The sequence below is a fragment of the Streptomyces sp. H27-H5 genome (genome assembly GCF_026627505.1).
Classification (GTDB): Bacteria; Actinomycetota; Actinomycetes; order Streptomycetales; family Streptomycetaceae; genus Streptomyces.
In genome coordinates this window covers 1-5,408 of the sequence record NZ_JAPNLK010000201.1, presented here as the reverse complement: position 1 = coordinate 5,408, position 5,408 = coordinate 1, and the positions used below count along the sequence as shown (strand labels likewise).

Annotated in this window: 7 protein-coding genes; 5 read left to right on the top strand and 2 right to left on the bottom strand. The window is 72.5% G+C overall.

Features of this window, described 5'->3' with window-relative positions:
* Positions 1–456: 456 nt before the first annotated feature.
* Positions 457–642, bottom strand: a complete 186-nt coding sequence (locus OTB19_RS41370) for a hypothetical protein (RefSeq protein ID WP_267804022.1) — start codon at positions 640–642, stop codon at positions 457–459.
* A 507-nt stretch (positions 643–1,149) separates the two neighbouring features.
* Here OTB19_RS41370 and OTB19_RS41365 point away from each other — a divergent pair.
* From OTB19_RS41365 to OTB19_RS41355, 3 genes are all read left to right on the top strand, one after another.
* Positions 1,150–1,416 (top strand): hypothetical protein, encoded by a 267-nt coding sequence (locus OTB19_RS41365; protein ID WP_267804021.1) that lies wholly within the window; start codon positions 1,150–1,152, stop codon positions 1,414–1,416.
* 557 nt (positions 1,417–1,973) lie between these two features.
* Entirely contained in the window at positions 1,974–3,455 is a 1,482-nt protein-coding gene (locus OTB19_RS41360; protein ID WP_267804020.1) for a replication-relaxation family protein, read from the top strand.
* Between the two features lie 526 nt (positions 3,456–3,981).
* The gene (locus tag OTB19_RS41355) at positions 3,982–4,158 is read left to right on the top strand and encodes a hypothetical protein (RefSeq protein WP_267804019.1); all 177 of its coding nucleotides are present in this window, start codon (positions 3,982–3,984) and stop codon (positions 4,156–4,158) included.
* A 40-nt stretch (positions 4,159–4,198) separates the two neighbouring features.
* On the opposite strand, the gene OTB19_RS41350 is transcribed toward OTB19_RS41355, so the two are convergent.
* Entirely contained in the window at positions 4,199–4,408 is a 210-nt protein-coding gene (locus OTB19_RS41350; protein ID WP_267804018.1) for a hypothetical protein, read from the bottom strand.
* A 205-nt stretch (positions 4,409–4,613) separates the two neighbouring features.
* On the opposite strand from OTB19_RS41350, the gene OTB19_RS41345 reads away from it, so the two are divergent.
* Together OTB19_RS41345 and OTB19_RS41340 are read left to right on the top strand one after the other, a co-directional pair.
* Entirely contained in the window at positions 4,614–4,793 is a 180-nt protein-coding gene (locus OTB19_RS41345; RefSeq protein ID WP_267804017.1) for a hypothetical protein, read from the top strand.
* 31 nt (positions 4,794–4,824) lie between these two features.
* Positions 4,825–5,091: a hypothetical protein gene (locus OTB19_RS41340; protein ID WP_267804016.1), complete on the top strand. Its 267-nt coding sequence runs from the start codon at positions 4,825–4,827 to the stop codon at positions 5,089–5,091.
* The last annotated feature ends 317 nt before the right edge of the window (positions 5,092–5,408 follow it).

Below are 5,408 nucleotides of genomic sequence, written 5' to 3'. Positions count from 1 at the left end.
GCGGGCTCGTCGGACTGCCGGCGGACGCTGAGCGGTCCCGGGCGGGTCCAGAGCGGGCCCCGGCGCGGGTTCCTTCCTTCCCTCCTTCCCGAACCAAAAGACCCCCTCGTGACGCGTGAGCGGGGCTTTCTCGTCGGAAGAGAAGGAAGGAACCCGCGGCCAGCGGCCGGTGACTGGTCACCAGTCATCGGTCACCAGCTGGCAGTCAACGGCTCACTCTCCGTGACCGATCCGGGGTCGTTATACGCGTACGCGTACACGCGTACGTGGCGACCACGGGATCACGGGGATGAAGTGATGATGAGCGCGAAGCGTTACGGCGTGCCCTGGCCCTGCTGCTCCTCGGGTCGTCGCGGCCGGCGATCGTGTGCGCCAGGCCCCACATCGTGCGGGCGCGGTCCGGGTTCGTCCGGGCCGCCTCCAGCCGCTTGTCACCGGGTGGCAGTCACCGGTGAGTCACCGGTCGTCGGTCACCGGTCCGGTGCCGAGGGTGCGGCGGCCGGTGGTGCGGGTGGGTGGGGCGCCGGCGGCCTGGTCGGCGGGGAGTCGCTCGGCGGCCAGGCGGGCGCGTGGTCCGGGCGACAACTCGGGGTTGTCGGCCGCGGTTGGTCGGGTGCCGAGTCGGCGGCGTTCGCTGGTCACCGCCCGATTCTCGTCGAGGCGGTCGCCTTGGTGGCGGCCGGTTCGGCCTCCAACCGCCGGCGCCGGTCGTGGGAGCGCGGCCCGCAACCGGCGGCGTGCCGGTTCGTTGAAGAACCAGGGGTCCACACCGGTGCGGGCAGACCTTGACCGCGATGTCCGTGTCGGCCCCAGGTCCTGACGCCCTGAAGGTGCTCGCCCGGCCCATGGCCCGCCACCGTCGGCCTGGCGGGAGTGGTTCGCCGCGCGCCTGCCGGCGCCGGGTGTCAGGACCGTCCCCGGCTGGGAGCCGTGCCGAGCGATCGGCTCCCGGCCGGCCGTTGATCGGCTTCTGATCGGACGCCCGTGCCGATCGGGCGCCGATCGGGCGCCGATCGGAGACCGATGCCGGCCCGAGGGTTCCAAATCGACCGATCAGCATCGCCCACTCGCCGGGTTTTCGTCTTGGTGGCGGGCAGTATGGGTCCGTACCATCTCTTGTGGCGGTATGGGTTGAGTGTGGGGGGCAGGGTGGACACGGTGGGTGTGCGGCGGGTGTACGGCGGTCGGGACGACGACGGCGAGGAGCCGGAGCCCGGTCACGCCTACGCGGAACTGGTGGGCGGGCCGTTGGACGGCCTGCTTCTCGACGTCACCGGCTGGTCCGCCCTGGATCGGGTCGAGGGCGCGTTGCTGATCACCGACAAGGGTCTGTACGGGCCGGGCGGCAGGACGTTCTACGCGCCGGGCACCACCGACGCCGAGGGCCCGTTCCTGTGGCACGGCGACACGCCCTGAGACCGGCGGTCACCGCCCGGGCCGCGAAAACCGTGGCGCGGGCCACAACCGGCGGCGTGCGCGGTCGTTGAAGGGCCGGGAATGCACACCGCCCCGGGGGTCCCGTCTGTTCCCCTTTGGTTCCTCGGGGCGGACCCGGGTCCTGACATCTGACACGCTCCGCCCCGCCAGTCCTGGCCAGGGGCGGGATGTCGCAGTGAGTGCCGGTGTCAGCGTCAGATGTCAGGACCACCCACCCCGTCGGGGGTGGGCAGGCCTCCCCGTGTGCTGGGCAAGGCTGCTGTTACCCCGTGCGAACAACAGGGGTTGCGGGTCTGTTCGCGCCGGTCAGACGGGTGACAGCCGGTCGGGCGATCGGGGCCCGGCCGTCGGCGCCGGGCAAGCCTCCGGTTGGGCAAGCCCCGGACGCGTCTTCGCGCACCCCTGCGGTTTCCCCTGTGGTGCCCCCTATGGTGACCTTCCATCCTCTGAGGCGTATATCCGCAGCTCACCGCGCGTTTGGCCGCGTACTCTGCGCCCCGACACATCTTTATATTCATGTGGAGGGGGTGGGGTGCGTGGGCGGGACGCGGGCGCGGCGGTACGGGTCGACGGGCAAGACCAGGGAGCAGGTTCTCCAGGCGCTCGGGGTGGTGAAGGTGGCGACGGCTGCGCAGATCCGGGCGTTGGTGTGTCCGGGGACGGCTGACGCGGGAACGGCGCGCGGCGGTTGCAAGGATCTGGAGGCCGGCGGGCTGGTGCTCTCTGCCGGGCGGACCACGCGGGTGGAGGCGGACGGGCGTCGGATCACGGAGAAGCTGTGGTCGTTGACGCCTGCCGGGCTGGAGGCTGCCGCCGCGGTGCTGGATCGAGTGCCCCGGGAGATGGGCGGGACCGCGAAAGCGGCGGCGGCCTCCGGGGCGAAGCACGCGGGCAAGGTGACCGACACCCTCGCGGCGTTCCTCCAGACCCCGCCCGAGCCGACCGCGCCCGTGGTCCGCAAGGGCGCGGTGCCGGCGCCGGCTCCCGCGCCGGCCCGGCGCCCGGCGGGGATGGGACCGATCGGCGCGTGGTCAACGGAGGTCTCGTTGCCGGTGACCGGATCGTTCGCGGCGCCGGGGCGCGGCAGTGTCCGCGCCGACATGGTGTTCGCCGCCCCACACACGAGGCTGCCGCTGTTGTTCGTGGAGGTCGACAACGGGACGGAGGGCCCGCCGGCGTTGGCGGAGAAGATCGCCCGCTACCGCCGATTCTTCCGACGCTCGGTCGTCCAGGGCGGCCGCGACGTCGTGCTGTGGCGCACCGTGTGGTCCGCGCCCATGACAGACGCGCACCCGCCGCTGGCGATCGTGTTCACCAAGAAGATGGGGCCGGCGGCGATGGAGGCCCGGATGCGGGAGGTCGCGCGCCTGAGTGTGGGGGCGTGGCAGGGCCCCTGGTCCACCGGCGGCTACATCCGGGACGGGAGCCGGGACGGCTACCGCGACTACACCGGCACGGTGCCGGTGATCGTGACCGTGCTGGAGCTGCTGGAGCGGGACGGCCCGCTCGGGCGGATCTGGTGGCGCTACGGCCGCGAGGGCTGGGAGACCCTCGCCGACGCGCTCGCCAACCCCGACGACCACCATGCCTACTCCGTCCGCGAGGAACGCCGCCGGGCGGCCGATGAGGCCGAACGCCGGCGACAGGAACAGGAGCACCAGGAGGAGCGCCGGCGCCGAGAGGCCGCCGCGTGGCCCTGCCCGTCCTGCGGGCGCAAGGTCTACCCCGCCGGCGTCTGGAGCTCCACGGCCTTGCCGGGCGACCTGTGCGACATCTGCCGGGACCAGGCCGACCGCGAGGCCGAACAGGCCCGCGAGCGCGCGGAGGAACAAGCACAGTGGGAGCGCGAGAAGCGCGCGAACGGCTGGTTCGGCTGGCTCGGCCGGGACTGCCCCCCCACCCACCCCCCACCCGGCCCGGAGCGCCCAATGACAGGCGCCGGGTCCTGCCGGGGGCGGGGGCGGGGGTTCTCTCCTGGGTGGGGGGTGGGTGGGAGGCCGGCTCCGTTAACCTCGTGATCAGTCCGCGCCGACATGGGCGCGCGGGTCAGGACCGGTGCCAGAGCGCTCTGGGCAGTACGACCGGACCGAACATCGGCCCCGACACACCAGCACGGTGTGTCGGGGCCGCGTCGTGCGTGGCCGGGCGGGCGCCTACCGAACAGACGCCCGCCCGGCGGGGGTGTGCGATCCCAACCACGACACCCGGGGTCATGGACCAGCCCCCGGGCGTCCACCTCCCACGCTACGACCGCCTGAGCGGGGCCGCACGGCTTGCCCTACACCCGGCTTGCCCTACACCTGATCCACGGTGCATTCAAGAGTTCTCGGCGAGTATCGCAGCGCTCTGACCTGCTGCGATGTTCGCCGAGAACCATTGAATGGCTCGCCGTTGACGGCCATGGTGCTGATGGACGCCGGGGGTTGCGGCGCTAACCCCCGCCTCCCGCACTCTGCTGTCCGACCGCCTCCCCGCGACACAAGGGGTGCGGATCCTCCACCCCACCGCAGGCCGGCTCCGGCATGCCCAATGAAGGGATCACCCGTGTCCTCGCTCGTCCTGCTGGTCGTGCTGCTCCTGGTCCTCGTGACGCTGCTCCTGGTCGGCGGCGTCGTCTACGTGCTCCACCGTCACCCGGCCACCGTCGCGCCGGTGATGGGCGGCGGCATGGTCGTCGCCGTGGTCATCTCGTGCGTCGCGATCATCATCAGCGCCCGCTGACCCGCCGGCCGCGAGCGGGGTGCCTGACGGCCGGCTCGCGCTACTGCCCGGCGTGGAATCGGACCAGGCTCCGCAACGGTCGGACGTCGGAGGCGATCATCTCCATGAACAGGTCCGCCATGTGCTCCGGACTGACCCCCGCGTGCCGCGCCTCGGCGGCGAGCAACGTGTTCAGCCGGCTGATGTGCCCGGCGTTCAGCGGTCCTGCGGACGGCTCCTCGCTCGGGGAGGCGGCGGCGGGATCGCTCATTCCCAAATTTGGGAATGACGCCGGGGTGCGGCCCGGGGGGACGACGGCGCCGGCCACCGGTTCGCCAGCGCTGCGCCGAGGGCGGCTGGCCAGCGCGGTTTTGGTCGGGGCGGGTTGGAGCTGCCGGGGCGCGAACAGCGGGTCCAGCCGGTCCGGCTCGGTGCCGGTGCGCAGGTAGTCCGCGAGGTTGGCGACGGCGTCGGCGGTGACCCGGCGCCCGGTCTGCTGGCCGTGGCGGCGCAGCTCGGCGTACCAGTGGGCGACCGCCTGGTGGCCCTGCGCCTCGGCGACGTCGACCAGGGCGCGGACGTGGGAGTCCGGGGCCGGCTTCTCGCACGCGTCGGCGATCTCCTGGGCGAGCGGCCACTCGCTGATCTCGCGGTAGGCGGCGGACTCGCTGATGCCGTCCCACTCGAGTGCTGAGGCGGTACCTCACGCTGGAGCGCAAGGAGGTGCGGCTGCGCGGGAGCCAACTCGCCGACCTTGCGGATCTGCGCCGCCGGATCAACGCACAACGCACGGACCGGACCGAGATCATCACCGACAACACCCTGATCCGGATCGCCGTGGACTACCTCCTGGTACAGGGAGCCGGCCGTCTCAAGGGCAACACCGAGGACGAGCTGCGGATGTCACTCGCCCGCAGGTCCCGCACTCGTCAGGCTCTCGCGGACGAGATGTGAGCCAAGCCCGGCGCTCGTTGGGAAAGGGGCCGGCGGGTACGTCGCCACCCGCCGCGGTGGGTGGCGACGGGAGATTGCTGCCGGCGGAACGGGCGGGGGAGGACCGCCAGGACCCGCAGCGGGGAAGGCCAGCACCCGCTGGCCGGCGCGCACTGGGCACCCGGGGCCACTGACCGGCGGTGACGCGTCATAACCGCCGTTCCGACAAACCCGCCCCGGCCTGCGTTCCGCAGCTGATGGCGGGTTCTGGACACGGTTGACGGTGTTCTCGCAGGTCACGTGGTTTCGGCCTGGTGGAACGGCCAGAGTCGCCTAGT